The organism is Streptomyces sp. NPDC005262 (genome assembly GCF_042872425.1).
Classification (GTDB): Bacteria; Actinomycetota; Actinomycetes; order Streptomycetales; family Streptomycetaceae; genus Streptomyces.
This window is the reverse complement of sequence record NZ_JBIAKK010000009.1, coordinates 20,521-46,385: the sequence shown is the minus strand read 5'-3', so window position 1 is coordinate 46,385 and position 25,865 is coordinate 20,521. Positions and strand designations below refer to the sequence as shown.

The 25,865-nt window shown below is 70.9% G+C and carries 21 protein-coding genes; 14 read left to right on the top strand and 7 right to left on the bottom strand.

The annotated features are described in order from the left end of the window. Nucleotides 1–3 precede the first annotated feature (3 nt). The gene (locus ACFYP5_RS22450) at nt 4–2,175 is read left to right on the top strand and encodes a 3-hydroxyacyl-CoA dehydrogenase NAD-binding domain-containing protein (protein ID WP_389038778.1); all 2,172 of its coding nucleotides are present in this window, start codon (nt 4–6) and stop codon (nt 2,173–2,175) included. A 217-nt stretch (nt 2,176–2,392) separates the two neighbouring features. Then, nucleotides 2,393–3,682, top strand: coding sequence for a threonine--tRNA ligase (thrS, locus tag ACFYP5_RS22445; protein ID WP_389039273.1), 1,290 nt, complete (start codon nt 2,393–2,395; stop codon nt 3,680–3,682). 45 nt (nt 3,683–3,727) lie between these two features. Here the strand turns inward: thrS and ACFYP5_RS22440 are convergent, their stop codons facing one another. Further along, nucleotides 3,728–4,459 (bottom strand): MerR family transcriptional regulator, encoded by a 732-nt coding sequence (locus ACFYP5_RS22440; RefSeq protein WP_389038775.1) that lies wholly within the window; start codon nt 4,457–4,459, stop codon nt 3,728–3,730. A gap of 402 nt (nt 4,460–4,861) precedes the next feature. Here ACFYP5_RS22440 and ACFYP5_RS22435 point away from each other — a divergent pair, with 402 nt between their 5' ends. Further along, nucleotides 4,862–5,401 (top strand): hypothetical protein, encoded by a 540-nt coding sequence (locus tag ACFYP5_RS22435; protein ID WP_389038772.1) that lies wholly within the window; start codon nt 4,862–4,864, stop codon nt 5,399–5,401. 151 nt (nt 5,402–5,552) lie between these two features. Continuing rightward, complete coding sequence (locus tag ACFYP5_RS22430; RefSeq protein WP_389038770.1) at nt 5,553–6,431, top strand: oxygenase MpaB family protein; 879 nt, start codon at nt 5,553–5,555, stop codon at nt 6,429–6,431. A gap of 137 nt (nt 6,432–6,568) precedes the next feature. Here the strand turns inward: ACFYP5_RS22430 and ACFYP5_RS22425 are convergent, their stop codons facing one another. After that, complete coding sequence (locus ACFYP5_RS22425) at nt 6,569–7,609, bottom strand: LacI family DNA-binding transcriptional regulator (RefSeq protein WP_389038768.1); 1,041 nt, start codon at nt 7,607–7,609, stop codon at nt 6,569–6,571. A gap of 478 nt (nt 7,610–8,087) precedes the next feature. On the opposite strand from ACFYP5_RS22425, the gene ACFYP5_RS22420 reads away from it, so the two are divergent. From ACFYP5_RS22420 to ACFYP5_RS22410, 3 genes are all read left to right on the top strand, one after another. Next, complete coding sequence (locus ACFYP5_RS22420; protein ID WP_389038765.1) at nt 8,088–10,067, top strand: Xaa-Pro dipeptidyl-peptidase; 1,980 nt, start codon at nt 8,088–8,090, stop codon at nt 10,065–10,067. Beyond that, on the top strand, nt 10,064–11,413 hold the full coding sequence (locus tag ACFYP5_RS22415) for a M14 family metallocarboxypeptidase (RefSeq protein WP_389038762.1): 1,350 nt from the start codon (nt 10,064–10,066) through the stop codon (nt 11,411–11,413). Before ACFYP5_RS22420 ends, ACFYP5_RS22415 begins: the two co-directional genes overlap by 4 nt. 74 nt (nt 11,414–11,487) lie before the next feature. Further along, the gene (locus ACFYP5_RS22410) at nt 11,488–13,233 is read left to right on the top strand and encodes a BCCT family transporter (protein ID WP_389038760.1); all 1,746 of its coding nucleotides are present in this window, start codon (nt 11,488–11,490) and stop codon (nt 13,231–13,233) included. Nucleotides 13,234–13,269: 36 nt separating this feature from the next. On the opposite strand, the gene ACFYP5_RS22405 is transcribed toward ACFYP5_RS22410, so the two are convergent. Beyond that, complete coding sequence (locus ACFYP5_RS22405) at nt 13,270–14,232, bottom strand: FAD-dependent oxidoreductase (RefSeq protein WP_389038757.1); 963 nt, start codon at nt 14,230–14,232, stop codon at nt 13,270–13,272. A 66-nt stretch (nt 14,233–14,298) separates the two neighbouring features. On the opposite strand from ACFYP5_RS22405, the gene ACFYP5_RS22400 reads away from it, so the two are divergent. The 3 genes from ACFYP5_RS22400 (at nt 14,299) to ACFYP5_RS22390 (ending at nt 17,666) form a co-directional block, all read left to right on the top strand. After that, nucleotides 14,299–15,354: an oxidoreductase gene (locus ACFYP5_RS22400; RefSeq protein ID WP_389038755.1), complete on the top strand. Its 1,056-nt coding sequence runs from the start codon at nt 14,299–14,301 to the stop codon at nt 15,352–15,354. Nucleotides 15,355–15,448: 94 nt separating this feature from the next. Next, on the top strand, nt 15,449–15,982 hold the full coding sequence (locus ACFYP5_RS22395; RefSeq protein WP_389038753.1) for a TrmH family RNA methyltransferase: 534 nt from the start codon (nt 15,449–15,451) through the stop codon (nt 15,980–15,982). 46 nt (nt 15,983–16,028) lie between these two features. Beyond that, nucleotides 16,029–17,666 (top strand): ABC-F family ATP-binding cassette domain-containing protein, encoded by a 1,638-nt coding sequence (locus tag ACFYP5_RS22390; protein ID WP_389038750.1) that lies wholly within the window; start codon nt 16,029–16,031, stop codon nt 17,664–17,666. A 237-nt stretch (nt 17,667–17,903) separates the two neighbouring features. On the opposite strand, the gene ACFYP5_RS22385 is transcribed toward ACFYP5_RS22390, so the two are convergent. Both ACFYP5_RS22385 and ACFYP5_RS22380 read right to left on the bottom strand, forming a co-directional pair. Next, the gene (locus ACFYP5_RS22385; RefSeq protein ID WP_389038748.1) at nt 17,904–20,318 is read right to left on the bottom strand and encodes a Tex family protein; all 2,415 of its coding nucleotides are present in this window, start codon (nt 20,316–20,318) and stop codon (nt 17,904–17,906) included. Nucleotides 20,319–20,455: 137 nt separating this feature from the next. Further along, nucleotides 20,456–21,319: a hypothetical protein gene (locus tag ACFYP5_RS22380; RefSeq protein WP_389038745.1), complete on the bottom strand. Its 864-nt coding sequence runs from the start codon at nt 21,317–21,319 to the stop codon at nt 20,456–20,458. A gap of 134 nt (nt 21,320–21,453) precedes the next feature. Between ACFYP5_RS22380 and ACFYP5_RS22375 the strand changes: the two genes are divergently transcribed. Both ACFYP5_RS22375 and ACFYP5_RS22370 read left to right on the top strand, forming a co-directional pair. Further along, nucleotides 21,454–22,422, top strand: coding sequence for a GlxA family transcriptional regulator (locus ACFYP5_RS22375; protein WP_389038742.1), 969 nt, complete (start codon nt 21,454–21,456; stop codon nt 22,420–22,422). 10 nt (nt 22,423–22,432) lie between these two features. Continuing rightward, nucleotides 22,433–23,068, top strand: coding sequence for a DJ-1/PfpI family protein (locus ACFYP5_RS22370; RefSeq protein ID WP_389038740.1), 636 nt, complete (start codon nt 22,433–22,435; stop codon nt 23,066–23,068). 19 nt (nt 23,069–23,087) lie between these two features. Here the strand turns inward: ACFYP5_RS22370 and ACFYP5_RS22365 are convergent, their stop codons facing one another. Further along, a complete protein-coding gene (locus ACFYP5_RS22365) occupies nt 23,088–23,852 on the bottom strand; it encodes an enoyl-CoA hydratase/isomerase family protein (protein WP_389038737.1) in 765 nt (254 codons plus the stop codon). An 81-nt stretch (nt 23,853–23,933) separates the two neighbouring features. On the opposite strand from ACFYP5_RS22365, the gene ACFYP5_RS22360 reads away from it, so the two are divergent. Both ACFYP5_RS22360 and ACFYP5_RS22355 read left to right on the top strand, forming a co-directional pair. Then, nucleotides 23,934–24,530, top strand: coding sequence for an HdeD family acid-resistance protein (locus ACFYP5_RS22360; RefSeq protein ID WP_389038734.1), 597 nt, complete (start codon nt 23,934–23,936; stop codon nt 24,528–24,530). A gap of 164 nt (nt 24,531–24,694) precedes the next feature. Next, nucleotides 24,695–25,150: an ATP-binding protein gene (locus ACFYP5_RS22355; RefSeq protein ID WP_389038732.1), complete on the top strand. Its 456-nt coding sequence runs from the start codon at nt 24,695–24,697 to the stop codon at nt 25,148–25,150. A gap of 75 nt (nt 25,151–25,225) precedes the next feature. Here the strand turns inward: ACFYP5_RS22355 and idi are convergent, their stop codons facing one another. Beyond that, entirely contained in the window at nt 25,226–25,819 is a 594-nt protein-coding gene (gene idi, locus ACFYP5_RS22350; protein ID WP_389038729.1) for an isopentenyl-diphosphate Delta-isomerase, read from the bottom strand. Nucleotides 25,820–25,865 lie beyond the last annotated feature (46 nt).

Below are 25,865 nucleotides of genomic sequence, written 5' to 3'. Positions count from 1 at the left end.
GCAATGACCGAGAGCACGACCATCCGCTGGGAACAGGACGAGACCGGCGTCGTCACCCTCGTACTCGACGACCCCAACCAGTCCGCCAACACGATGAACCAGGCGTTCAAGGACTCCATCGCGGCCGTCGCCGACCGCGCCGAGGCCGAGAAGGACGCCATCCGCGGCATCATCTTCACCTCCGCCAAGAAGACCTTCTTCGCGGGCGGCGACCTCAAGGACATGATCAAGGTCGGTCCGGAGAACGCCCAGGACGCCTTCGACGTCGGCACCGCCATCAAGCACTCGCTGCGTCGCATCGAGACCCTCGGCATCCCCGTCGTCGCCGCCATCAACGGAGCGGCCCTCGGCGGCGGTTACGAGATCGCGCTCGCCTCCCACCACCGCATCGCGCTCGACGCGCCCGGCTCCCGCATCGGCCTGCCCGAGGTCACCCTCGGCCTGCTGCCCGCGGGCGGCGGTGTCACCCGCACCGTACGCCTCATGGGCGTCGCCGACGCGCTGCTGAAGGTCCTTCTCCAGGGCACCCAGTACCCCCCGCAGCGTGCGCTGGAGAACGGCCTCGTCCACGAGGTCGCGGCCACACCCGAGGAGATGCTCGACAAGGCCCGTGCCTTCATCGACGCGCACCCCGAGTCCCAGCAGCCCTGGGACGTCAAGGGCTACAAGATCCCCGGCGGCACCCCGTCCCACCCGAAGTTCGCCGCCAACCTTCCCGCCTTCCCGGCCAACCTGAAGAAGCAGCTCGCGGGCGCCCCCATGCCCGCTCCGCGCAACATTCTGGCCGCCGCCGTCGAGGGCTCCCAGGTCGACTTCGAGACCGCGCTGACCATCGAGGCCCGGTACTTCACCGAGCTCGTCACCGGCCAGATCTCGAAGAACATGATCCAGGCCTTCTTCTTCGACCTCCAGGCCGTCAACTCCGGCGCCAACCGCCCCAAGGGCATCGAGGAGCGCCAGGTCAGGAAGGTCGCAGTCCTCGGCGCCGGGATGATGGGCGCCGGCATCGCGTACTCCTGCGCACGCGCCGGCATCGAGGTCGTCCTCAAGGACGTCTCCACCGAGGCGGCCGCCAAGGGCAAGGCATACAGCGAGAAACTGCTCGCCAAGGCGCTCTCCCGGGGCCGTACGACCGAGGCGAAGCGCGACGAGCTGCTGGCCCGCATCACCCCGACCGGCGACCCGGCCGATCTGGCGGGCTGCGACGCCGTCATCGAGGCGGTCTTCGAGGACACCGCGCTCAAGCACAAGGTGTTCCAGGAGATCCAGGACATCATCGAGCCCGACGCACTGCTCTGTTCCAACACCTCGACCCTGCCGATCACGGTCCTCGCCAAGGGGGTCACGCGCCCCGCCGACTTCATCGGCCTGCACTTCTTCTCGCCCGTCGACAAGATGCCGCTGGTCGAGATCATCAAGGGCGAGCAGACCGGCGACGAGGCCCTGGCACGCGCCTTCGACCTGGTCCGCCGGATCCAGAAGACGCCGATCGTCGTCAACGACTCGCGCGGCTTCTTCACCTCGCGTGTCATCGGCCAGTTCATCAACGAGGGTGTCGCCATGGTCGGCGAGGGCGTCGAGCCCGCGTCGGTCGAGCAGGCCGCTGCGCAGTCCGGCTACCCGGCCAAGGTCCTCTCGCTGATGGACGAGCTGACGCTGACCCTGCCGCGCAAGATCCGCAACGAGACGAAGCGGGCGGTCGAGGAGGCGGGCGGCACCTGGTCCGGACACCCTGCGGACGCGGTCATCGACCGGATGGTCGACGAGTTCGGACGTACCGGACGCAGCGGCGGCGCGGGCTTCTACGAGTACGGCGAGGACGGCAAGCGGTCCGGACTGTGGCCAGGACTGCGCGAACACTTCGCCAAGCCGGACGCCGACGTCCCGTTCGAGGACATGAAGGAGCGGATGCTCTTCTCCGAGGCGCTGGACAGCGTGCGCTGCCTGGAGGAGAACGTCCTCATCTCGGTCGCCGACGCCAACATCGGATCCATCATGGGCATCGGCTTCCCGCCGTGGACCGGAGGCGTGCTCCAGTACATCAACGGTTATGAGGGCGGCCTGCCCGGCTTCGTGGCGCGCGCCAGGGAACTCGCCGAGAAGTACGGCGACCGGTTCCTGCCGCCCGCGCTGCTGGTGGAGAAGGCCGAGAAGGGCGAGATCTTCCACGACTGACCGGCGTCCTCGGCGAGCCAGGTACCGGCCGGAGGCTGCGGAATCCGCACCCTCCGGCCGGAAAATACCGGGTGGACGGCGGGACGCCCTGCTAGCGTCAGCGCCATGAAGCGCGCTGCGATGACGACGACGCCGGAGAGTGTCCCGGCGCGCTGACAGATGTCTCAGTCCGAAGCCCCGGGGCGAGTGCCCCGGGGCTTCGGCACGGGGTCCCCCACTGCTCCGGCGAAGCCGGGAGCGTGGGGGAGGTCACTCGCCCGTTGACCGCGAGGAGACCGCCATGCACGACCACCGCAAGCTCGGCCGCGAACTGGCCCTGTTCGACACCGACCCGCTGATCGGCGCGGGACTTCCGTACTGGCTGCCCGACGGCGCGACCGTGCGGCATACCCTGGAGGAGTACATCCGCACCGCCGAGCGGCGGGCCGGCTACCGGCACGTGTACTCGCCGGTGCTGGGCAAGCGGGAGCTCTACGAGATCTCCGGGCACTGGTCGCACTACAGCGACGACATGTTCCCGCCGATGGAGCTGGGATCGGAGCAGGTCGTCCTGCGGCCGAGTCTGTGTCCCCACCACGCGGTGATCTACCGCTCCCGCTCCCACAGCTACCGCGAGCTGCCGCTGCGCATGGCCGAACTGGGCGGCATGTACCGCTCCGAACTGTCCGGCGTGCTCGGCGGGCTGACCCGCGTCCGGGCCATCCAGCTGAACGACGCGCACATCTTCTGCACCCTGGACCAGGTCGCCGACGAGGCGCGGGCCGCCCTGGAGATGATCCGCGGTGCGTACGAGGCACTGGGCATCCGTCCGGCCCGCTACCGGCTCTCCCTCCCCGGCCCCGGCGGCAAGTACGTCGCCGCGCCCGAGAAGTGGCAGCGGTCCACCGCCCTGCTCACCGAGGTACTCGACCGCTCAGGTCTGCCGTACGACTCGGCGGAGGGTGAGGCGGCCTTCTACGGCCCGAAGATCGACGTCCAGGTCACCGACGGTGCGGGCCGGGAGTCCACCCTTTCCACCGTCCAGGTCGACTTCCATCAGCCCGAGCGGTTCGACCTGCACTACATCGGCGCGGACGGCGTGAAGCACCGGCCGGTCATGGTCCACTGCAGCATCATCGGCAGCGTGGAGCGGGCCGTCGCCCATCTCATCGAACAGCACGGCGGCGCCTTCCCCGCCTGGCTCGCCCCGACCCAGCTGGCGATCCTCCCGGTCTCCGAGGCGGAACTGCCGAACGCCGAGGCGCTGGCCGAGCGTTGCATCGACCGCGGGCTGCGGGCCGAGATCGCCGGGCCGGAACGCGGCACCCTGGGCGCCCGCGTCCGGGAGGACCGCCTGGTGCCGTACCAAGCCGTGATCGGAGCGAGGGAGGCCGCCGACGACCACGTCGCCGTACGGCTGCGCGACGGACGCCGCCTCGACCCGCAGCCGGCCGACGCCTTCCTCGACCGGATCGGCGTACTCATCGACGCCCACACCACCGCGCTGTGGGACGACGCGGTCTCGTGATGGACCACACGCCGGGGAGGCGCTGCGGCCGCCTGCGGCGGGGGCTCACTCCGCCGTGAACGCGGCCCGCAGCTCTTCCTTGAGCGACCGCTGGAACGCGGTCACCAGCGCCTGCAGCACCATCGGCTGCATGTGGGCCGACAGCGACTTCATCGCCGCCACATGCTCCGGGTCCGACTCCCGCTCCCGGTACGGGTTCCACACCTCGTCCCGGAACAGCCGCGTCAGTTCGTGCGCAGCGGAACGGGTGTGTTCCAGCAGCACCGTGCGCGCCGCGAGGATCGTCTCGTTGGTGATGGGTACGTCGAGCAGTTCGACCCCCAGCCGCAGCATCCCCGGATCGACCCGGAAGCTGCCGTCCGCCGCATCCGCGCGCTCCAGCACGCCCATCGCGGCCAGCCGGTCCACGTCCTCCTCGGTCAGCGCCCGCCCCGCGCGCCGCTCCAGCTCCGCCCGGGTCGTCTCCTCCGCCGAGTCGGGCGCCCAGGACGCCACCAGCGCCCGGTGGATGGCCAGGTCGTGGGCGCTCAGATCGGGCGGCAGCTGCTCCAGATAGCGTTCGATGGCGGCGAGTGTCATGCCCTGGTGCTGAAGCTCCTCGATCAGTGCCAGCCGGGACAGGTGGTCGTGCCCGTAGTGCCCGACCCGGCGCGGCCCGATCACCGGGGGCGGCAGCAGCCCCCGGGTGCTGTAGAAACGCACGGTGCGTACGGTCACTCCGGCGCGCGCCGCCAGCTCGTCGACAGTGAGCGTCGGCTCCTCGGTCCCGGTCGCCATGTCTGCTCCTCGCTGCTGACCGCTGGGCACTGCTGTTCCCGGTTACGCCTGTACCGACGGCACCGCCCGCATCCGTGTGCACCCCTCTGGTTCAACAGTATTGCTGTCTCACCATTGTTGTGAAAGTCTCCGGCGCGATCACGACCGAAGAGCGGTCCCCCCACCCGTCGGTACGGACCCGCACGGTCCGGCCGATGGCGCCAGGAGGTGGCGCCGACCACGATCCTGCGACTCCCGCCGGACCCGGGCAACTCGCTCTGACCGCCCTGCTGCACCTGGGAGCCGTCCCCGTCAGGGTGTACGGCACCGTTGCTCCCGAGCAGATCGCGCAACATCGCCCGGTACAGCTGCGTCCGATACGCGATCGTGGATGATCCATCGCCCACCGTAGGCTCCCTTGCCATGCGAACCGACAGCGCTCCGGAAGCCCGCGCCCTCCTGATCACCGGCACCGTCGGCGCCGGCAAGACGTCGGTGGCCGACGCCGCAGGAGACCTGCTCACCGGCGCCGGCGTGCCCAACGCCGTCATCGACATGGACTGGCTCTGCCGGAGCCGGCCCGCGCCCGCGGACGACCGCTTCAACTTCGCCCTGCTGCTGCGCAACCTGAGGTGCGTGGTCGGCAACTACCTCGATGCGGGCGTCACCCGGCTCGTTCTCGCGGGCGTCGTCGAGGACGCGGAGGACCGGGAGCAGTGCGAGAAGTCGGTGGGCGTCGGCCTGTCCGTGTGCCGGCTCCGGGTCGAGCTGCCGGTGGTCCGGCAGCGGCTGTCCCGGCGTCACGCGGACGAGCCCGAGGCGCTGCGGTGGCACCTGGACAGATCGGGGGAGCTGGACGGGATCCTCGACCGGGCCCGGGTGGAGGACTTCACGGTCGACGCCACCCACCACCGCGTCGACGAGGCCGCGGCCGCGGCGCTGGACGCGGCCGGCTGGCGGTGACAAGCGGCACCGCTCTCCCGCGCACGCAATGGCCGCCGAACCGGTCCCGCCGCCCCAGCTGCCCGCCGGCCCGCCCGCGATCGATCGCATACTGGGATACACATCAACCGGGCACCGGCCCGCACGCCCGTCGACTGCTGGGAGCCCCCGCATGAGCAGCGAAGCACCCCGGGGCACGAAGCGGGAGCCCGAGCCGCCGCCGCCCGGCGGAGTGCTCTGGAGCCTTGCCGGAGACGTCCGCGCCCTGCTGATGCTGCCCGCCGCGCTCACCCTCCAGGTCGCCCACCCGGCGGTCGGCGCGGGCGTCGACGATCACTCGGTGTTCCGCACGGACCCGTGGGGGCGCGGCGAGCGGTCCCTGCGCTCGCTCCAGCTCTGGGTGTACGGGGGTGAGGAAGCCGCCGAGGAGGGGCGCAGGCTCCGCAAGCTGCACCGCACCATTCAGGGCACCGACACCCGCGGCCGCCGCTACCATGCGCTGTCACCCGCGAACTATGCGTGGGTGCACGCCACGGGCTTCCCCATCTACCGGCACGGCACGCGGTATCTCGTCCGCCCGCTCACCGAGGCGCAGGAGCGGGCCCTGTACCGGGAGTGGCTCCAGGTCGGCCGGATCCTCGGCATCAACGACCGGGACATGCCGCAGTCGATCGAGGAGTTCTGGCCGTACTACCGCAAGGTGCTCGCCGACGAGATCGAGGCGACGGTCGTCGTCGAGGACCTGATCGCCACCGACCGGCCGGTACCGCCACCGGACCGGGGTCCGCGGCCGCTCAGGCTGCTGGTCAAGGCCCTGTGGCCGGTCCTGCTCCCGCCGCTGGCCCGGTTCCGCAGGTTCATCACCATCGGGCTGATGCCGCCGGACGCGCGCGAGGCGATCGGTCTGGAATGGACGGACACGCAGGAGCGGAAGCTGCGGCGGTTCTGCCGTGTCGTCCGGGCCGTGGTGCCCGTGCTTCCTGAGCGGCTGCGTTATCTGCCGTACGCGCGCCGGGCCCGAGCCGCCCACCGGATGCGGGGCACCCGTTGAGCTCACCCGGGCCCGTGGTGTTCAGCTGCCCGATGCGCGTTCGGTGACTGCGGGCGCGCCCGCCGGTCGGGCGCGCCCGCACGGGCTCCTGTGCGGGCGGGGGTGCCGGTGCCGACGGCGTCTTCCGGCCGGACGGGTCAGGCCGAGACCCGGCGGACCAGCTCGGTCGGTGTGATCACCGAATCGGACTCCTGCCCCTCGCCGTTCAGCCTCTGCATCAACAGCCGCACCATCAGCCGACCCATGCCTTCGACATCCTGACGGACGGTCGTCAAGGGAGGATCGGTCGCTTCGGCGACCTGCTCCATGTCGTCGAAGCCGACCAGCGCCACGTCATCCGGTACCCGGCGGCCGTGCTCGCCCAGTACCCGAAGGGCGCCGGACGCCATCAGGTCGTTGGACGCGAACACGGCGTCGAGGCCGGGGTGCCGCTCCAGCAGCTCGGCCATCGCCCGGGCGCCGCCCTCGACGGTGAAGTCGCCCTCCACGATCAGCGACGGATCGCTGTCGGGCAGCACGTCGCGGTAGCCGTCGATCCGGTCGAGCGCCGACGTCTGGTCGCGAGGCCCGGCGATGTGCCCGATCTGTTGCCGGCCGAGAGAGACCAGATGGCGTACGGCCTCGTGGGCGCCGCCGCGGTTGTCGCAGTCGACGTAGGGGACGGCGTGCTCCGACGTGTCACCCGGCGTGCCGGGGCGGCCGCCGTAGACCGTGGGCACCCGGAACCGGCGGATGACTGCGGGAAGTTCGTCGTCGGTGTGCAGTGAGAACGCCAGTACGCCGTCCACATGGCCACCGGCCAGATAGCGGGTGACCCGGTCGAAGTCCCCGCTGCCCTCCACCAGGAGGAGCACCAGCTGGGCGTCGTACACGTTCAGTTCACGGCTGATGCCACGGATCTGCCGGGAGAAGAACGGGTCGGAGAAGATCCGGAACTCCGGCTCGTCGATGATCACGGCCACCGCGCCGTTGCGCCGGGTGACCAGGGTCCGCGCGGCATGGTTCGGTATGTACCCGAGCTCCTCGACCGCCTTGCGGACCTGGTCCACCAACGGTTGCCGCACCCCCGCCCCGCCGTTCACGACCCGGGAGGCCGTCGCCCGCGAGACTCCGGCGCGGGCCGCCACGGCCTCCAGCGTGGGGCGGGCATCACTGGAGGAAGGGGTCGGACCGGGCAAGGGACGCTCCTCGTACGCGCGGGAACCGGCCGGAATCGGCCGAGGCTGGCGGAACAGCACGAACCCCACAAGCCTAAGGGCTGTCCCGTACTCCCTGGTGGGCGCCCGACGACAGCCACGGCACTTCGCCGCGTCGTCGGAACACCCGAACACATCCGGTCTGCGGACGTCCCTCCGTCTTGCGACGCACCGCATCCGACGCCGCGCGCCGATCGGGCCGGGATCACGGGACAGCCCTCAGGGCCTGGTGTACGCGAGGTGCCGCCCGACCGGTGCCACCGGCACACGACCGGGCGCCACCCCCGTACCGGAGAAGGCGGGCGGAGCGCGGACCGAACCCTTCGGGCAAGACGTGTCCATGCCCCCTGCTGTCACCCGGATCGCCATTCGGCCGTCATGGCAGCTGGAGCGCGCTCATGTCACGTGGACGCCTAATCGCCCCCTGTTGCGCAGGAGTTGACCGGGGTACCTTCCGCAGATGCCGATACGTGTGCGAAGCACCCGCTTGACATACAGATCGCTGGTGGTGGCGGCCTCGGCCGCCCTGATGACCGTCCTGCTCTCACCGGCAGGGGCGCAGGGTGCGAGCCCGCGGGAGAGCAGACCCGTCTACTCGTACGGGAACGCCGTCCGTGAGTCCGTCTGGGTGGACACCGGACTTGACGGCGACGGAAACGGAAAGAGCGACCGGGTCGCCGTCGACATCGTGCGGCCGCGCGAACCCGCGGCGCAGGGCCGGAAGATACCCGTGATCATGGATGCCAGCCCGTACTACTCCTGCTGCGGGCGCGGCAACGAGAGCCAGCTGAAGACGTACGACAGCCAGGGAAATCCGGTCCAGTTCCCGCTGCACTACGACAACTACTTCGTCCCGCGCGGCTATGCCTTCGTGGCCGTCGATCTGGCCGGTACCAATCGTTCCGACGGATGTGTCGACGTCGGAGGCCGCTCCGACATCCGGTCCGCCAAGGCGGTCATCGACTGGCTGAACGGCCGGGCCCGCGGCTACACCACCCGCACCGGCACCGAACGCACCGGAGCCGGCTGGTCCGACGGCCGCACCGGAATGATCGGCAAGAGTTACGACGGCACCATCGCCAACGGGGTGGCGGCGACCGGAGTCGACGGTCTGCGGACCATCGTTCCCATCGGATCCATCTCCTCCTGGTACGACTACTACTTCGCCCAGGGCGCCCCCCTCTACGACAGCGGTCCCGAATGGCTCTCCGACTATGTCGAGAGCCCCGAGGCACGGGGGCGCTGCGCCGCCGTCCAGCAGAAGCTCGTAGACGAGGCACCCCGCACCGGCGACCGGACGAAGCTCTGGGACGAGCGCGACTACGTGAAGGACGCCCGCAAGGTGAAGGCCAGTGTCTTCGCCGTCCACGGGATGCAGGACCTCAACGTCCGCACCAAGCACCTCGGCCAGTGGTGGGACGCCCTCGCCGACCAGGGTGTCGAGCGCAAGATCTGGCTCTCCCAGACCGGGCACGTCGACCCGTTCGACTACCGGCGTGCCGAGTGGGTCGACACCCTGCACCGCTGGTTCGACCACTACCTCCTCGGCTACGACAACGGCATCGACCGCGAGCCGATGGCCGACATCGAACGTCACCCCGACCAGTGGTCCACCGACAAGGTCTGGCCGCCCCGGACCACCGCGGTCACCACCGTGCGCCCCGGCACCGGCACCGCGGCCGGGGTCGGCACCCTCACGCGCTGGCCCGCCCGCCCCGGCGCCACCGAGACGTTCACCGACGACCCGAAGCAGAGCGAGACGGACTGGGCCGCCGACCTGGAGAGGACCACGGGCGCCAAGGCCGGCTTTCTCACCGCACCACTCGCCCACGACCTGCGGCTCGCCGGCTCATCGCAGGTGACGGTCACCGCGACACCGACGACCGCCACCGCCCATCTCTCCGCGGTCCTCGTCGACGTCGGCCCCGACACCATCCGGGACTACGCCGCAGCCGGCGAAGGCATCACCACCCTCACCGACCGCACCTGCTGGGGCGCGAGCACCGCCGGGGACAGCTCCTGCTTCAAGGCGACCGAGGCCAGGACCACCACCGTCGACCGGACGGTCTTCAGCCGCGGCTGGGCCGACCTCGGGACGTACGCCTCCGCGGGCAAGGGCCGCCCCCTCACCCCGGGCAAGCGCTACACGATCACCGTCGACCTCGCCGCGAGCGACCACGTCGTGCCGGCCGGACACCGCCTCGCCCTGATCGTCGCGGGCACCGACAAGGACCTCATCGACCCGCCGGACTCCACCCCCACGCTCACCCTCGACCTGGCCCGTACGTCCGCGAAGCTGCCGTTCGTCGGCGGCGCCGCAGCGTTCGTGCGCGCCACCGCGGGCCCCGCGCCCGCGACAGCCACCCCCCGCGTATCCCGTCCCGAGGGCGTGGCACCGCCGCGTCCCGCACACCGCATCCCGGGAGGCAGCCGCTCATGACACCCCGTATCCCGATCGTCCGTCAGCTCCGCGCCCGTCACCGCCCTCGTCGCCTCGGCATCCGCCGGCCGGGACCCCGGTACCTGTCCCTGACGGCCGCGGCCGCGGTTCTGGCCGTGCCCCTGGTCACGGTGCCGGCCGAGGCCGCGCACACCCCGCCCCGTACCGGTTTCGAGATCAGCGACGGGGCCCACTGGACCGGTCAGCCCGAGGAGCAGTCGTTCCTCGCCGCCGTGGACCGCGGCAGCGACCGCGTCTCCATCGACCGGATCGGCACGACGAAACAGGGCCGCCCGCTCCAGCTCGTCCGTATCGGCAACCACCACCCCACGTCGGACACGATGCTGCTGATCTGCAGCCAGCACGGCAACGAACCGTCCGGCCGCGAGGCCTGTCTGACCACCGTCCGGGATCTCGCGTACGCCAAGGACCCGGCGACCCGCGCCTTCCTCTCCCGGACCGACGTCCTCGTCGTCCCCACCGCCAACCCCGACGGGCGGGCGGCGAACACCCGCGGCAACTCCGACGGCGTCGACATCAACCGCGACCACATCGCCCTGCAGACCGCCGAGGGCCGTGCCATGGCCGCGGTGATCCGCGACCGGAAGCCCGACGTGATCTACGACTTGCACGAGTACGGCGCCACCCCGCCGTACTACGACAAGGACCTGTTCGTCCTCTGGCCCCGCAACCTCAACACCGACGACCGGGTGCACGGCGAATCGCAGACCCTGTCCGAGGGGTATGTGCGGCCCACCGTCAAGGAGGCCGGCTACAGCAGCGGTCTCTACGGGATCTGGACCGACCCGGTCACCGGCGACCCGATCAAGCAGACCGCGGGCGACGGGCAGGAGCGCATCCTCCGCAACACCGCGGGCATCAAGCATGCGGTGGGCCTGCTCATCGAGTCCCGGGTCGACGCGCTCACCGACGCAGAGAAGGCCGACCCGGCCCTCAACAGCAGGCGTCGCGTCGACTCGCAGCTGGCCGCACTCGACGGGCTGTTCAGCTTCACCGACGAGCGACGCGGGCGCATCGAGGCCGCCACGGCCGCGTCCCGCACGGCAGGGTTCAAGGACCGCGGTCCCGTCTACCTCGGCGGCGCCGACAACGAGGCGGCCGAGCCCGCCGAGATCCTGCAGGACCCGCCCTGCGGATACCGGCTGACCGCCGCCCAGCTCGCCGACGTCAAGGACGAACTCGCCCTGCACGGTGTGACGTTCCGGCACGACGGTGACGGAGCGTACGTACCGCTGCGCCAGTCGGCCCGGAACCTTGTCCCGCTCCTCCTGGACGAGCGGGCCACATATCACCTCACAAGCGGACAAGCCCTTACCGCTTGTTGATCCCGCGAAAGACACGACACGTGTGGTACTGCCTACGGTGAGCGAAATTTCGGCTTCCGTGAAAGGTGCCACTCGTGTCGCAGGACGAACAGGGAACGGGCGGCCGGGGGGATCTACCGGTAACGGCGGATCTGCCCGGCGACCCGACCCAGGACCGGCAGCCCACGACCGACCGGGTGGTCTTCGGGGTCACCGCCGTCCTCACTCTCGCCTTCGTGACCTGGGGAGCCGCCGCCACGGACTCGCTGGAGAACGTCTCCAGCAAGATGCTCAACGGGCTCATCCACAACGGTGGTTGGGCCTTCATGCTCGCCGCGTCCGGATTCGTGGTCTTCGCCCTCTGGCTCGCCATCAGTCGTTACGGAAAGATCTCCCTCGGTCAGGAGGGCGAGGAGCCCGAATTCCACACCGTGTCCTGGGTCGCCATGATGTTCAGCGCCGGCATGGGCATCGGACTCATGTTCTATGGCGTCAGTGAGCCGCTGGCCCACTTCACCAACCCGCCGCCCGGCACTCACCCCTTCGACGCCGCCGACGCTATGCAGACGGCGATGGCCACCACCCTCTTCCACTGGACGCTCCACCCCTGGGCGATCTACGCGGTCGTCGGGCTCGCCATCGCGTACAGCTCCTACCGGCGCCGCAGGCGGCAGACGATCAGCGCGGTATTCGAGCCGCTCATCGGTGCCCGGCACGCCCACGGCGCCGTCGGCCGGCTCATCGACATCCTCGCCATCTTCGCGACCCTCTTCGGCTCCGCCGCTTCGCTCGGCCTCGGCGCACTCCAGATCAGCAGCGGGTTCCACGAGCTCAACTGGCGGGAGAAGACCGGCACCGGACTGCTCGTCGTGATCATTGCGGTGCTGACCGTGGCGTTCGTCGTCTCGGCGATCTCCGGTGTCGAGAAGGGCATCCAGTGGCTGTCCAACACCAATATGGTGCTCGCCGTGATCCTCGCGGTCTTCGTCTTCGTCGCCGGCCCCACGATCATCGTGCTGGATCTGCTGCCCACCTCTATCGCCGCGTACTTCGGCAACCTCGCGCAGCTCGCCGGACGCACCGAGGCGACCGGCAAGGGCGAGGTGGCCGAATGGCTCGGCAGCTGGACCGTCTTCTACTGGGCGTGGTGGATCTCCTGGACACCCTTCGTCGGCATGTTCATCGCCCGCATCAGCCGCGGCCGGACGATCCGTCAGTTCGTCGGCGGCGTCATCCTGGTGCCCAGCACCGTCAGCCTCGTCTGGTTCGCGATCTTCGGCGGTACGGCGATCAAGCTCCAGGAAGCGGGCAGGCTCGGCGGCGCCACCACGCAGGAGGCCCAGCTGTTCGGCGTCCTGAAGCAGTTCCCGATCGCCACCGTGATGAGTCTGCTGGTGATGATTCTGGTCGGCATCTTCTTCGTCTCGGGCGCCGACGCGGCCTCGATCGTGATGGGCACGCTCTCGCAGAAGGGCATCCGTGAACCGGCCACGTGGGTCGTCATCTTCTGGGGCGTCGTCACCGGCGCGGTGGCGGCCGTGATGCTGCTGATCGGCAACGGGAAGGGCGACGCGCTCGCGGGGCTCCAGAACCTGACGATCCTGGTCGCCGCACCGTTCACGCTCGTCATGATCGGCATGTGCGTGGCGCTGATGCGGGACCTGCGCGAGGACCCGATGATCGTGCGCCGTGAGTTCGGCATCGAGGCGGTCGAATCGGCGGTGATCGAGGGCCATGCGAAGTACGCCGGCGACTTCGAGATCCGGATCGGCCCCGGCGGCAGCCAGATCACCACCGAGCACCACGACAAGTCCGACCCCTCGAACCCGCCGGGCGACTGAGGGCGACACGGGGCCGAAGTCCCCGGGCGCGGCGGCTCAGCCCACCAACTCGGCCGCTGTCTCCGCGCAGCCCCAGGCAACCGTCACCCCCGCGCCACCGTGCCCGTAGTTGTGGACCAACCGCCCGCCGCCCGGCAGCGTTTCGGCCTCGATCCGTACCCCCGCGTCCCGGGCCGGACGCAGCCCCACCAAGTGTCCGATGATCCGCGCCCGCGCGATCTCCGGCCGGATCCGGGCGCACCGGGCCACGATCTCCCTGGCCGTACCGGGATCGGGCACCGTGCTCCAGTCGTCCACCTGAGCCGTGCCGCCGAGGACCAGCCGCCCGGGCTGCGGGAAGAAGTATGTGGTCGCCTCCGACGCCGGGTCCGCCTCGGTGAACCACTCCTCGATCCCTGGGTTCTCCACCAGCACCAACTGGCCGCGCACCGGCCGAACTCCGGCATCCCGGACCAGTTCCCGGGCCCCGAGCCCGGCGCAGTCGACCACCGTCGTGGCCTCCGCCGCCGCTTCGTCGAACGCGGTGACCGCGCGCTGCTCGACCGCAACCCCCGCCGCCGCGAGCCGCCGCTCCAGCCAGCCCAGGTACACCGGCATGTCGATCAGCGGCAGCCGGGCCCGCAGCCCGTCCGCCACCTCCACCAGGTCCTTCAACTGCCCCGCCCACGGCCCGAGCACGGCGAGCCGCTCGCCCCCGTGCAGGCCGCTGACCAGTCGTACGCCGGTCTCCTCCGGGCGCCCGGCCAGCTCCTCGTACCTCCGCAGCGACGTCAGTGACCAGTCTCCGACCAGCTCCTCCGGCTCGATCCGGTACGGCCACCACAACGCCCCCGCCACGGCCGATGCGGTCGCCGCGGCCGGCTCCCGGGACCAGACCCGCACCCGGTGGCCGCGCTCGGCCAGCACCAGCGCCGTCGTCAGTCCGCTGACCCCGCCGCCCACCACGATCACGTCCGACACTTCTGTCCCGCCCGTCCCGTCGGCCCATACGCTGCTCATGGGCGGACGCTAACGGAATGCCCGATGCCGCGCTCACAACAGGTCCGAGCCGGGAATACTCGGGTCATGTCTGCCGAGTACGCGACCTTCGGCCTTGCGCCGGCGATGCGAGCCGGTGGAGTCCTCGGCCATGGCGACCACCAGGTGGTGCACCGGGACTTCATGGACTTCATCGTCGACGGCCGCCCGCTGCTGTTCCAGCTCACCGACCTCGACGCCGTGTCCCCGCTCGCCTCCGACGTACCGCCCGCGATATTCACCAGGCACGTACGGCGTCTGCTCCTCGAAGTGGAAGCCCCGCTCGCCGACGGGCGCTACGTGATCTACGGCTGCCCCGAGTGCGAGACCCTCGAATGCGGGGCGGTCACCGCTGTCATCGAACGCGACGGCGCCGACATCGTGTGGCGCGACTTCGCCTGGCAGACCTACGAGACGGTCGACCTGGAACGGAGCGGCTACCACGGCACAGGGCCGTTCCGCTTCCACGGCTTCCAGTACCGGCAGGAACTGGAACGACTGCTTCCAGCCAGGTCGGGGGACGGCGCCGAGGCCGGCCCGGACGTGCCCACCGGGCGCCGAGTCCTGCTGATCGGCGCCCGCGTCGCCGTACTCGCCGAGCTTGCCGCCGCACTGCGCGCCATCGGGATCGGCGCCGACATCACCGCCGACGTCGCCCAGGTGTCGCCCGACGAACTCCGCGGCTACCGTGCGGTGGCCTTCGGCCGCGCCATCGGCGAAGACGAACGCGCCGCCGTGCGGCAGGCCTTCACCCGGGCCGGAGCGGACGTCGCCCACGTCTACGGCCTCGCTCCGGTCATCCCCGTGCTGGTCGCCCAGATAGAACATGCCCTTGACCGCAGCGCACCCGCCCAGCGCCGTCTGGTCCGGCTGGCGGCGGCGGACGGCACGGCCGGAGTCCACGTCACCTCGTCCTGCCGGGTGAGACTGGTCGCGTACCGACTCGACCGGCTGTACCGGACCCACACCCAGGAGGTCTTCGACGGCGTACTGGAACCGGGCGAGCACCGAATTCCACTGGACGCACGGGCGGTGAAGGGACGATCCTTCATCGTGGCGCGCACCATGGGGAGCGTGCTGGTCGCACCGATGGTGCACCACTGAGCTGGAAGTCGATGGCCCCGGTGAGCCGCCAATCGCCGCACACGATGCCTCGTACGCACCACCACTCGTCCGGGAGGCCCGCCTCCGAGCCGCGATGAGCGGCGACCGGAGCGGGCCCGCGATCCGCACCCGTACCCGCACGGAACTCCGCCGTACCCGGCGTCCGCGCGCACACTCCTGCTGGGACCACCTCTACGCCGCCCCGCTCTGGCCGCTGCACGGCGCGAATCTCGGCACCCTGGCCCGCACCTGTGACGCCGTCGGCGCCTGCCTCACCGTGCCCCGCCACCCGTGGGTGCCCGAGGCGCTGGCCCGCGGCAACACCCTCCGCAAATCCCTCTGCACCCACTGGACCGGCGATCCCCTCGGCTGGCTGCAGAAACAGCGCGAGCGCGGTCTGCGGATCGTCGGTGTCGAACTGGCCGACGAGGCGATCCGCCTCGCCGACCTGCCCCCGGCCCGCGAACCGACCGTGATGGTCCTCGGCCACGAGCAGCAGGGCATCCCACCCGAGGCCCTGGATCTCCTCGACACCTGCGTCGAGATCCCGATGATCGGCACCGGCGCCAGCCTGAACGTCGCCGTGGCGGGATCCCTTGCCCTCTACCGACTGGCCGGCCTGCTCTGACACGCGTCGAGGGCGAGGCCGGGCGCCGATTAGGATCGGGACCCTGATGACTGCCACTCTCGTCGCCAAGGACCTCGCCGCCGGACACGGCGACCGCACGCTCTTCGCCGGGCTCGACCTCGTCGTCGCGCCCGGCGACGTGATCGGTCTCGTCGGAGTCAACGGAGCCGGAAAATCGTCGCTGCTCCGGTTGCTCGCCGGGCTCGACCGGCCGGAGGAGGGCGAACTGCGGCTCTCCCCGCCCACCGCCACCGTCGGCCACCTCCCGCAGGAGCCGGAGCGGCGCCCGGACGAGACCGTGCGGGAGTTCCTCGCCCGCCGGACCGGCGTCGCCGACGCGCAGGCGGCGATGGACGCCGCGACCCAGGCTCTGGTCGACGAGGCGCCGGGCGCCGATGACGCGTACTCCGACACCCTCGAACGCTGGCTGGCCCTCGGCGGCGCCGACCTGGACGAGCGTGCCGAGGAGATCGCCGCCGACCTCGGTCTGACCGTCGGCCTCGACCTGCCGATGACCGCACTCTCCGGCGGCCAGGCCGCCCGCGCCGGACTCGCCTCGCTGCTCCTGTCGCGGTACGACATCTTCCTGCTCGACGAGCCCACCAACGACCTCGACCTGGACGGCCTGGAGCGCCTGGAGCGGTACGTCTCCGGGCTGCGCGCGGGCACCGTCGTGATCAGCCACGACCGCGAGTTCCTGATGCGCACGGTCACCAAGGTCCTCGAACTCGACCTCGCGCAGCAGCAGATCAACCTGTACGGCGGCGGTTACGCGGCCTACCTGGAGGAGCGCGACCGCGCCCGCCGGCACGCCCGCGAGGAATTCGAGGAGTACGCCGACAAGCGCTCCGCCCTCGAGGGGCGGGCGCAGATGCAGCGCGGCTGGATGGACAAGGGCGTCAAGAACGCCCGCCGCAAGGCCACCGACTCCGACAAGATCGGCCGTAAGTTCCGCAGCGAGGCGAGCGAGAAGCAGGCCGCGAAGGCCCGGCAGACCCAACGCATGATCGAACGGCTCGAGGTCGTCGACGAACCGCGCAAGGAGTGGGAGCTGCGGATGGAGATCGCGACGGCCCCGCGTTCCGGCTCGGTCGTCGCGACCCTGCGCGACGCACAGGTCGTACGCGGCGATTTCGCGTTCGGCCCGGCGTCGCTGCAGATCGACTGGGCGGACCGGGTGGCGATCACCGGCGCCAACGGAGCCGGTAAGTCCACCCTCCTCGCGGCGCTGCTGGGCCGCCTCACGCTGGACTCGGGCCACGCGACGCTCGGCTCGGGCGTGGTGGTCGGCGAGGTGGACCAGGCACGGAAGCTGTTCCACGGCTCGGAGTCGCTGCTGGAGGCGTTCTGCGCGGCCGTCCCGGACACCGAACCCGCCGAAGTACGCACGCTGCTCGCCAAGTTCGGGCTGCGCGCGGACCATGTGATGCGCCCCGCGACGACACTCTCCCCGGGCGAACGCACCCGCGCGGCACTGGCCCTCCTCCAGGGCAGGGGCGTGAACCTCCTGGTCCTGGACGAGCCCACGAACCACCTCGACCTGCCTGCGATCGAGCAGCTGGAATCGGCGCTCGACTCGTACACCGGGACGTTGCTGCTGGTCACGCATGACCGGCGGATGCTGGAGGCTGTGCGGACGACGAGACGGGTCGAGGTGGCGGCGGGCAAGGTGACCGAGGCCTGACGGCCTTCCGGGGCCCTGCCCCGGCCCCGCTCCTCAGCTGCCGGAGACATCCGGAAGATGTCCTCGGACGCCGGACGCCGGACGCCGGACGCCGGACGCCGGACGCGCGGATGGCCGCCTGGGCCTTCCCGCCGGGCGGGACACCTTCGGTCATTCCGGCGTACGGGGACCGGAGCCCCGGTTCGGGGGGAGGGGGAGGGGAGGCCCGTTCGGCGGGCCGCCCCACCTGCGCCACCGTCAGCGCTTCTTCCCGCCCTGCTGCGGATCCGTCAGTCCCGCGCGCCGCAGCGCATCCGCCATCGCACTGTTCACCGGCGCCGGCGCCGGACGGGCGGAGCCACCGGCACTGCCACCGCGCCGCTCGCGGTCCTGACCGCCCTGGCCCTGGCCCTGCCGCTGACGCGGCGGCCGGCCACCCTGACCGCCCCGCTCGCCACGCTCCCGCTTCGCGCCGCCGCCCTGAGGCGTCGCCCCCGCCGATGCCTCGTCGTCCAACCGCAGCGTCAGCGAGATCCGCTTCCGCGGGATGTCGACGTCCATCACCTTCACCTTCACGATGTCGCCCGGCTTCACCACATCCCGGGGGTCCTTCACAAAGGTCTTCGACATCGCCGACACGTGCACCAGACCGTCCTGGTGGACGCCGACGTCCACGAACGCCCCGAACGCGGCGACATTCGTGACGACCCCTTCCAGCACCATCCCGGACACCAGATCGCCGATCTTCTCGACGCCTTCCTTGAAGGTGGCGGTCTTGAAGGCCGGCCGCGGGTCGCGCCCCGGCTTCTCCAGCTCCTTCAGGATGTCCGTGACCGTCGGCAGACCGAACTTCTCGTCCACGAAGTCGTCGGCCCGCAGCGACCGCAACACCCCCGTGTTACCGATCAGCGCAGCGACGTCACTGCCCGTCCTCTTCACCATCGCCCGTACCACCGGGTACGCCTCCGGGTGCACGCTCGACGCGTCCAGCGGGTCGTCGCCCCGGATCCGGAGGAAGCCCGCGCACTGCTCGTACGCCTTCGGGCCGAGCCGCGCCACATCCTTCAGCGACTTCCGGGACCGGAAGGGCCCGTTCGCGTCCCGGTGGGCGACGATGTTCTCCGCGAGGCCGGAGCCGATGCCCGAGACCCGCGAAAGCAGCGGCGCCGACGCGGTGTTGACGTCGACCCCGACGCCGTTCACACAGTCCTCGACCACCGCGTCCAGCGAACGCGACAGCTTCACCTCGGACAGATCGTGCTGGTACTGGCCGACACCGATCGACTTCGGGTCGATCTTCACCAGTTCGGCCAGCGGATCCTGCAGCCGTCGCGCGATGGACACCGCGCCGCGCAACGACACGTCCATGTCGGGGAGCTCCTGCGAGGCGAAGGCCGAGGCCGAGTAGACCGAGGCGCCCGCCTCGGACACCATCACCTTGGTGAGCTTCAGCTCCGGGTGCTTGTCGCACAGCTCACCGGCGAGCTTGTCCGTTTCGCGGGACGCGGTGCCGTTGCCGATCGCGATCAGGTCGACGGAGTGGTCCTTCGCCAGCCGCTCCAGCTTGGCCAGCGACTCGTCCCACTTGTTCGCCGGGACGTGCGGGTAGATGACGTCCGTCGCCACGACCTTGCCGGTCGCGTCGACGACGGCTACCTTCACCCCGGTACGGAAGCCGGGGTCGAGCCCCAGCGTGGCCCGTGTCCCGGCCGGCGCGGCGAGCAGCAGATCGCGCAGGTTCGACGCGAAGACCCGTACCGCCTCGTCCTCAGCCGCCGTACGCAGCCGCAGCCGCAGATCGATCCCGAGGTGGACGAGGATCCGGGTCCGCCACGCCCAGCGCACGGTGTCGCCCAGCCATTTGTCGCCGGGGCGGCCGCGATCGGCCACGCCGAAGCGGCGGGCGACCATGTTCTCGTACGTCGACGGGCCCGGCTGGTCCGACGGCTCCTCCGGCTCCAGGACCAGGTCGAGAACGTCCTCCTTCTCGCCCCGGAGCATCGCGAGCACCCGGTGCGAGGGCAGCGCGGTGAACGGTTCGGCGAAGTCGAAGTAGTCGGCGAACTTCGCGCCGGCCTCCTCCATGCCGTCCCGTACCTTCGCCGCCAGTCGCCCGCGCGACCACATGCGCTCGCGCAGCTCGCCGATCAGATCCGCGTCCTCCGAGAAACGCTCGGCCAGGATCGCGCGGGCGCCCTCCAGCGCCGCCGCCGCGTCCGCGACGCCCTTGTCGGCGTCGACGAAGGGAGCCGCAGCGGCGGACGGCTCGACCGACGGGTTGCCCAGCAGCCCGTCGGCAAGCGGTTCGAGTCCCGCCTCCCTGGCGATCTGCGCCTTCGTCCGCCGCTTCGGCTTGAAAGGCAGATAAATGTCCTCAAGACGGGCCTTGGTGTCGGCCGCCCGGATCTGCGCCTCCAGGGCCTCGTCCAGCTTGCCCTGCTCGCGGACGGAGTCGAGGATCGCGGTACGCCGGTCCTCCAGTTCCCGCAGATACCGCAACCGCTCCTCGAGCGTGCGCAGCTGCGCGTCGTCGAGCATCTCGGTCGCTTCCTTGCGGTAGCGCGCGATGAACGGCACGGTCGACCCGCCGTCGAGCAGCTCGACGGCCGCCTTCACCTGCCGCTCGCGTACGCCGAGCTCCTCGGCGATCCTGCCTTCGATGGACGTCGTCACGGTTTCTACCGACTCGCCTTCTCGTACTGGCTGTGCTTACCGGGGGCCAGGGCACGCCGTGGCTCCTTCGCCAGCATTGTGCCGCGTGGTCGGGCGCCGTGTCGCCCGGCCACCCCGTTTGTCGACCGGTCGGCGACTCAGCCCTTGCCGATCAGATCGGCCGGGAAGGCACCCGCCGAAGCTGCCGTGAACAGGAAGCCGCGCGCCAGCTCGGTCAGCCGCGCCACGCCCTCCGCGCCGAGATGCTCGTACGGTGCCGCGTCCATCCGGTCGGTGGCGTCCTCCAGCTCCGCGCGGAGAGCCACGCCGGCCTCCGTCAACTCGCCCTCGTCGTCGAGCAGTCCACGCCCGCGCAGCCGCTCGGTCGCGTCCTCCCAGTCGCTGCGGCGCCAGCCGCGGGTGGCGAGAATCCAGCGAGGCGACATGCCCTTGCCGGTTGCGGTGTGGCTGGCCAGGGCCTCGACCGGGTCGAGACCGGCGGCGAGGAGCGCGGCGAGATGGCCGTCGCCGCGGTGTTCGCGCAGCAGTGTCGCGGCGTGCCAGTACGCCAGGTGCGGCTGCTCGGGCACGGGCAGATCGGCGTGGGCCGCGTACAGCGGCCGGGCGTGTCGGGTGCACGCCTCGGCGGCGCGCAGCGCCAGCTCCGCCGCCTCGGCCAGCTCGGGGGAGTCGATGGTCTCCGGGCCGAGCAGCCGGCGCAGCGTCGTGTCGACGGCGCGCAGCCGGGCCTCCAGGACCGCCTCCGGCGAGGCGACGGACCACACCGCGGGCAGGTGCCGGGCGACGAGGTCGTGATTGAAGTTGTAGAACGTCGCGGTGACGGTGCCCGGTCCGACAGTGCCCAGTGCCGCCCCGCGTGCGGCGAAGTAGGCGGCGTTCGCGTCGTCTATGCCGAGCTCCCCGAGCTCCTTGCCGAGGTCGGGCGAGAAGTAGACCGTCGAGTGCAGCGGGTTGATGGCGTTGTGGCAGCGGCGTCCGGCGAGCGGCGGCAGAGTACTCATGCGCGCACGTTACCGACTGGTCGGTACGTGACGGAACCCCGGGGCCACGTCCGGTCCGCACCGGCTTCCCGATGGCAGGAAAGGTGGGTTCTTCGTCATTGCGGCCATCTACGCGGCCCCTAAGGATGGAGGACATGACGCAGCGATCCGTACTCGTCGTCCTCTTCGACGGTGTCCAGAGCCTGGATGTGACCGGGCCCATGGAGGTCTTCGCGGGGGCCGCCCGCTTCCCGGACGTCACGTACGAACTCCGTACCGCCTCACTCGACGGCGCGCCGGTCCGCACCAGCGTCGGACTCACTCTCGTACCGGACGGCAGCCTCGCCGACGCCGAAACGCCCCACACCCTCCTCGTCCCCGGTGGCCAGGGCACCCGTACTCCCGACCCGGCACTCGTCGACTGGCTGCGCGTACACGCCCCGCACGCCGAACGGCTGGTCTCGGTCTGCACCGGAGCCCTGCTGCTCGCGGAGGCGGGACTGCTGGACGGGCTCCGGGCGACCACGCACTGGGCTGTCGCGGAGCACCTCGCCCGCACCTATCCGGCCGTCGAGGTGGACCCGGACCCGATCTTCGTACGGGACGGGAGGCTGGCCACGTCCGCCGGTGTCACCGCGGGCATCGATCTCTCCCTCGCTCTCGTCGAGGAGGACTTCGGCAGGCAGATCGCGCTCACCGTCGCCCGACACCTCGTCGTCTTTCTGCGACGGCCGGGCAACCAGGCCCAGTTCAGCGCGCAGCTCACCTCGCAGATCGCCCGCCGCGAACCACTGCGAGAGGTCCAGCACTGGATCACCGCGCACCCCGGTGACGACCTCTCCGTCGAGGCTCTCGCCGCCCGCGCCCGCCTCTCGCCCCGCCACTTCGCCCGCGCCTTCCAGGCCGAGACGGGCCAGACGCCGGGCCGGTACGTCGACCGTGTCCGGCTCGAACACGCCCGGCGGCTTCTGGAAGACACCACCCACGGGGTCGCCCACATCGCGCACGCCTGCGGGTACGGCACTCCGGAGTCGATGCGCCGCGCCTTCATCAAGACCCTCGGCACCGCGCCCGCCGAGTACCGGCGGCGGTTCCGCCCCCAGCCCATGACCAGCAGCAGCTGAAAGGCATGCCATGCAGATCGCCATCGTCCTCTTCGACCGCTTCACGGCACTCGACGCCGTCGGCCCCTACGAAATCCTCTGCCGCACCCCCGGCGCCGAGACCGTCTTCGTCGCCGAGCGGACCGGCCCCGTGCGCAACGACAGCGGCAGCCTCGAGCTGGTCGCCGAGCGGACCCTCGCCGACGTGCCCGCCCCGGATCTGGTGATCGTCCCCGGCGGCCCCGGCCAGAGCGCCCAGATGGAGAACGAGACGCTGCTCGGCTGGCTGCGCGCCGCCGATGCCACGAGCACCTGGACGACATCCGTCTGCACCGGTTCGCTGCTGCTCGCCGCGGCCGGTCTGCTGGAGGGGCGGCGCGCCACCTCGCACTGGCTGGCCCTGGACGTCCTGAAGACGTACGGCGCCGAGCCGACCGGCGAGCGCGTCGTCATCGACGGCAAGTACGTCACGGCCGCCGGCGTATCGTCCGGCATCGACATGGGGCTCACCCTGCTCGGCCGGATCGCCGGCGACGAGCACGCCCAGGCCGTACAGCTGCTGACGGAGTACGACCCCCAGCCGCCGTACGACGCGGGGTCACCGGAGAAGGCGCCCGCCGCGCTCGTCGAGGAGTTCCGCGCCAAGAGCCGCTTCATCCTCCGCTGAGGGCTGTCCCGGCCGACGCTCAGGTCGTCCAGGTGAAGTGCGGCGCCCGCCGCTCCAGAAAGGCGGCGACACCCTCCGCGGTGTCGCCGCTGCGGCGCGCCTGCTCCGCCCAGTACGCGTCCCGGTCCTCACGTCCCGCGGCGAACTCCTTCGCCGCCGCCTGCGTCAGCTGCGAGCGCGAGGCCAGGATCCGCACGTACGACTCCACGCGCTTGTCCAGCTCACCGGCCGGCAACACCTCGTCCACCAGACCGGTCCGCAGCGCGCGCTCCGTCCCGATCAGCTCGCCGGAGAACAGCAGATGCTTCGCCGCTGCCGGGCCGATGAGCGCGACCAGCCGCCGGGTCGACGACGCGGCATAGACGATCCCCAGCTTGGCCGGAGTGATGCCGAAGGACGCGCCCTCCTCGGCGAACCGCAGATCGCAGGCGGCCGCCAGCTGGCTGCCGCCGCCCACGCAGAAGCCGCGCACCGCGGCGAGCGTCGGCCTGGGGAAGGCGGCCAGAGCCTCCTCGGCCGCCACGGCGAGAGCCTGCGGATCGTAGTCCGGATCGCCCACCCGGTCCCGGAGCGAGGAGATGTCCGCACCCGCACAGAAAGTGTCCCCGGAGCCGGTCAGTACCAGGGCGCGCACGGCGGGGTCGGCGGCCAGCCGCTCCAGCAGCGCGGGCAGCGCCTGCCACATCGCGGCCGTCATCGCGTTGCGCTTGGCCGGGTGGCTGATCACGACGGTGGCGACGCCGTCCGCGACGGCGTGCCTCAGCTGCGCTTCCTCACGTTCCATGGGCCGGATGCTATCCGTGCTGTTCGAACCTATGATCAAGAGGGGGTCGCGAAGCAGGCACGCACCGTGAGGAGCTGTCGGATGACCGATCCCGCAGTCCGGGGCAGGAAGCTGAGTCGCAGTTTCGGCCTGCTCGCCCTGCTCGGCACGCTTCTCGTCGTCGCGGGCCTGGTCGGCCTCGTCTACACCGGAGTCGCGACCATCGCCTCGATGATCCTCTTCGGCTGGCTGCTGCTGATCGGCGGCCTGGTCGGCCTGCTCCACGCGATCCAGTCCCGCGGTACCAACTACTTCTGGCTGGGTGTCGTGGTCGCCGCGCTGAACATCGCCGCCGGAGTGGTCGTCATCCACCATCCGCACGGCACGGCCGAGGCGCTCACCATGTTCGCGGCACTGCTCTTCCTCACCGGTGGGGTGTTCCGGCTGGTGGGGAGCGTCGTGGCGCGCGGGCCGCAGTTCGGCTGGACGCTGCTGCAGGGCGCCTTCGGTCTGCTGCTCGGCCTGCTCGTGCTCTTCGACTGGCCGCACAGCAGCCTCTATGTGCTCGGTCTGTTCTTCTCGCTCGCGCTGCTCTTCGACGGTCTCGGCCTGATCGCGATCGGGGTGGGCGGCCGCCGCATCGTCTCGTTGGTCTCGGATCAGCAGACGGTGACCGAGGAGCTACCGGACAAGCCGTAGAAGAAGATCAGAAACAGTCCGAGAAGTGACGCCGTCCTACTCGATCGATCAAATTCTGTCGATAAGGGTCGACTTTTGTTCAGTAGTACGGTCCGGACCAACCACTCCCCGCACTCTGTACTCGACGTGCAGTGACCAACGAGTCGAGAGCGGGTGCCGGAACTATGGAGAGCCGCGGGAGTGTCCCGGCCCGGCCCGTTTCGTACGAAGGGGTCTGGCGCTTCACCGCGCCTGCCGTAGACGTCTCCGTACCGCAGGCCCGGCACGCCGTACGCGATCTGTTGAACCGCCAGGGCGTGCCGATGGACGAGGACATCGCCCAGGGTCTGCTGCTCATCGTCTCCGAGCTGGTCACCAACGCGGTGAAGCACGCGGCGCTGCTCTCCCCGGAGCTTGCCGTGGAGGTGGCCGTCGGCGCCGAATGGGTCAGAGTGTCCGTGGAGGACAACCATCCGTACCGGCCGACGGCCCTGGAGACGGACTACGCGCAGACCGGTGGGCGCGGCCTGCTGCTGGTCCGGGAGATCACCCTGGAAGCGGGCGGCACCTGCGACGTCGAGCACACCGCCGCCGGCGGCAAGATCATCTGGGCGGCGCTGCCACTGACCGTGAAGCTCTGACGGCCCGTCCCCGCCGGCCCGCGCCGTCGCCGATCCGTCGGTCCTTGCCGCCGGCCCCGATCCGCCGGTCCGCTGTCACCAGCCCGCGGACGGGCCGGTCAGCTCCCGGATCGCCGGGCGTGCCGCATCCAGTACCGTCATGAACCAGGCCGAGAAGGGCGCCTCGGCATGCCGCTTCGCCAGCTCGTCCGAGGCCACGAACGCCGTCTCGCCGATCTCTTCGGGGTCCGGCCGCAGTTGTGCCTGCGCCAGCCCGACGAAGAGGTGGTTGAACTCCTGCTCCACCAGTCCGGATGCCGGGTCGGGGTGGTTGTAGCGGACGGTCCCGGCCTCGGCGAGCAACGAGGGCGAGATCCCGAGCTCCTCGTACGTGCGTCGGGCGGCAGCGGCGAAGGGCGCCTCGCCCGGATACGGGTGACCGCAGCAGGTGTTCGACCAGACACCGGGGGAGTGGTACTTGCCGAGCGCACGGCGCTGCAGCAGCAGCCGGCCCTGCTCGTCGAAGAGGAACACGGAGAACGCGCGGTGCAGTTGACCGGGCGCCTGGTGGGCGGCGAGCTTCTCCGCGGTGCCGATGGTGGTGCCGTTCTCGTCGACCAGTTCGAGCATGATCGCTTCTGCTGTGCCGTTCGACGAGCTGTTCGCCGCGGTGGCTGGTGTGGTCGGCATACCCATCCTTCGCTATGGTCCCCGGCACCGTGCGCCGGTCCCCTCG

Bases quoted from the DNA above. Each gene is read 5' to 3' on its own strand.
- ACFYP5_RS22380 (WP_389038745.1), bottom strand. From the start codon at position 21,319: ATGAGTACTCTGCCGCCGCTCGCCGGACGCCGCTGCCACAACGCCATC.
- ACFYP5_RS22440 (WP_389038775.1), bottom strand. From the start codon at position 4,459: ATGGCGACCGGGACCGAGGAGCCGACGCTCACTGTCGACGAGCTGGCG.
- ACFYP5_RS22360 (WP_389038734.1), top strand. From the start codon at position 23,934: ATGACCGATCCCGCAGTCCGGGGCAGGAAGCTGAGTCGCAGTTTCGGC.
- ACFYP5_RS22400 (WP_389038755.1), top strand. From the start codon at position 14,299: ATGTCTGCCGAGTACGCGACCTTCGGCCTTGCGCCGGCGATGCGAGCC.
- ACFYP5_RS22370 (WP_389038740.1), top strand. From the start codon at position 22,433: ATGCAGATCGCCATCGTCCTCTTCGACCGCTTCACGGCACTCGACGCC.
- ACFYP5_RS22395 (WP_389038753.1), top strand. From the start codon at position 15,449: ATGAGCGGCGACCGGAGCGGGCCCGCGATCCGCACCCGTACCCGCACG.
- ACFYP5_RS22435 (WP_389038772.1), top strand. From the start codon at position 4,862: ATGCGAACCGACAGCGCTCCGGAAGCCCGCGCCCTCCTGATCACCGGC.
- ACFYP5_RS22365 (WP_389038737.1), bottom strand. From the start codon at position 23,852: ATGGAACGTGAGGAAGCGCAGCTGAGGCACGCCGTCGCGGACGGCGTC.
- ACFYP5_RS22450 (WP_389038778.1), top strand. From the start codon at position 4: ATGACCGAGAGCACGACCATCCGCTGGGAACAGGACGAGACCGGCGTC.
- ACFYP5_RS22375 (WP_389038742.1), top strand. From the start codon at position 21,454: ATGACGCAGCGATCCGTACTCGTCGTCCTCTTCGACGGTGTCCAGAGC.
- ACFYP5_RS22355 (WP_389038732.1), top strand. From the start codon at position 24,695: ATGGAGAGCCGCGGGAGTGTCCCGGCCCGGCCCGTTTCGTACGAAGGG.
- ACFYP5_RS22415 (WP_389038762.1), top strand. From the start codon at position 10,064: ATGACACCCCGTATCCCGATCGTCCGTCAGCTCCGCGCCCGTCACCGC.
- idi (WP_389038729.1), bottom strand. From the start codon at position 25,819: ATGCCGACCACACCAGCCACCGCGGCGAACAGCTCGTCGAACGGCACA.
- ACFYP5_RS22430 (WP_389038770.1), top strand. From the start codon at position 5,553: ATGAGCAGCGAAGCACCCCGGGGCACGAAGCGGGAGCCCGAGCCGCCG.
- ACFYP5_RS22405 (WP_389038757.1), bottom strand. From the start codon at position 14,232: ATGAGCAGCGTATGGGCCGACGGGACGGGCGGGACAGAAGTGTCGGAC.
- ACFYP5_RS22420 (WP_389038765.1), top strand. From the start codon at position 8,088: ATGCCGATACGTGTGCGAAGCACCCGCTTGACATACAGATCGCTGGTG.
- ACFYP5_RS22390 (WP_389038750.1), top strand. From the start codon at position 16,029: ATGACTGCCACTCTCGTCGCCAAGGACCTCGCCGCCGGACACGGCGAC.